Origin of the sequence: Promineifilum sp. (SeqCode), assembly GCF_041918635.1 — a bacterium.
GTDB lineage: Bacteria > Chloroflexota > Anaerolineae > Promineifilales > Promineifilaceae > Promineifilum.
On record NZ_JAYRVJ010000770.1, the window covers coordinates 1 to 2,111 of the forward strand.

1 pseudogene is annotated in these 2,111 nt (G+C 67.4%); it reads right to left on the reverse strand.

The annotated features are described in order from the left end of the window. Positions 1-307: 307 nt before the first annotated feature. Positions 308-2,111 (reverse strand): annotated as a pseudogene (locus ACE3UY_RS22145) (hypothetical protein); the annotation flags it as partial.

Genomic DNA, 2,111 nt, shown 5'->3' on the forward strand with positions numbered 1-2,111 from the left:
CCCATGGGCGAGTTCGGCGAGTTCGCCGTGCTGCGCGACCCGCAGGGGGCGCACTTCACCGTGGCCCGCTGGAACCCGATGTAGGGGCTAGGTTCTAGGGGCTAGGGGCTAGGGAAGAAACCCGCCTCTACGATAGATGCGGATGATTTGGTGAACGGCTGTGTGCGCGTCAACAGGTGTAGGGGCGGGTTTCAAACCCGCCCCTACGATGTGCGCGCTAGGAAGAAGGAACGGAGGTGCTACTCGTTCGTCGTTGGTAAAGCGCGAGGCCTTCGCCAAGTGGTGAGGGCCTTTTCTTTGTGCCTCGCTACTCCTTAGAGCCCTGCGGCCACTGGAAAATCCATCCGCCAAACACTCTTGGAGGATCTTCACACGCTATGCCGTTGTTGTTTCTATCTAGTCTGTGAACGTCTCTTCCAGTTAGAGCGTAACAGAACTCATAGCACGCTTGCGCCGCACTCTGAGTAGGGAAGTCATCACAGTTATACTCGTCCTTAGCACATGTGTTGCATCCTGTTGGTGGGATTTCAGTGGGTCGTGGTGTTGATGTAGCCGTTGGCTTGGGCGTGGGTGAACTAGTCGCCGTAGCTTTTGGCGTGAATGTAACTGTTGGCGTGTTGGTGTGGGTCGCCGTTGGCGGTGTCGTGGCAGTGGCCGTCACTGTCGCTGTTGCCGTCGCTGTCGCCGTGGGGATGGGTGTAGACGTGAACCCGAATATGACCAGCGGCAGGAAGTGATCGGGCAAGATGACCGGCGTGGTCGCCGTCGTCGTTGGCGTCCGCGTGGGCGTCGACGTTGGCTTGAGCGTGGCGGTCGCGGTTGGGGTGCGCGTTGCGGTTGGCGTCCGCGTTGCCGTGGTGGTCGCCGTGGGCGACACGGTGACTGTCGCCGTAGTGGTGGCCGTCGGCGTCGCTGAGGGCGTCGCCAATCCGGTGGGCGTGGCTGTGGTCGTCGCCGTCGCTGTGGCCGTCGGCCCCGCCTCCTCCACCCACTGGCGCGCATAGATCTCATACTGCCCGCCGCCATTGTCCGACCAGACGACGGCGATTCGCCCGGCCGCGACGGCCGCCGCCGGATTGGCCGAGGTGCTGCTGTTGTTGCTCAGCCCGCCGCCCGAGCCGGAGCCGCCCAGCTCCTCCCAGCCCGCGCCGTTCCAGCGGCGCAGATAGATCTCCGTGTCGGCCCCAGTCACCTGATACCAGGCGACGACCGGCCGGCCCTCGTCATCGATGATCACGCGCGGCGCGTGCGAATGGGCCGGCGTCTGGCTGATGCCGCCGCCCGCTGCCGAACCGGCCCCCACTCCCTGCCACGCCGCCCCGTCCCACCGCTTGACATAAATCTCAAAGTTGCCCGAACTGTCGTCGGCCCAGACCAGGAAGGCCGTCCCGTTGCCGGCCAGGGCCATGTCAGTGCCGCGCGACCGGCCGTCGTTGTCGCTGATGCCGCCGCCGCTGGCCGACCCCGCGCCCATCTCCGTCCAGCTCGCGCCCACGAATCGCCGCGCGAACATCTCGGTGTCGCCGCCGCTGTCGTCGGCCCAACTCAGCATCACCTCGCCGGCCGCGCTGACCGCCAGCGCCGTGTGGGAAGAGTCGCCGGTGTTGTTGCTGACGCCGCCGCCGGACGCCGACCCGCTGCCCAACTCGACCCAGGCGTTGGCGTTCCAGCGCCGCGCGTAGATTTCGGTGTCGGTCGCGGTGGCCTGCGACCAGGCCACGTAGGGCGTATCTTCCGGCCCCAGCGCCAGCGCCACGGCCACCGAATCGCCGGCCGTGGCGCTGATCCCGCCGCCGGTCGCGGAGCCGCCGATGGCAGACCAGACGCCGCCGGCGAAGCGGCGCAGATAGATCTCTTTGTTGCCGGCGCTGCCGTCTTCCCAGGCCACATAGATGCTGCCGTCGGCCGCCACCGCCAGCGACGGCTCGTCCGACGCCCCGCTATTGTTGCTGATGCCGCCGCCGGCCGCTGAGCCGCCGCCGACCTCCTCCCAGGCCCCGTTGCGCCAGCGCCGCACGTAGATCTCGCTGTCGCCGCCGCTGTCGTCGCTCCAGGCCACCACCAGCGACCCATCCGGGGCCAGGGCCAGGTCGGGCCGGTCGGACTCCCCG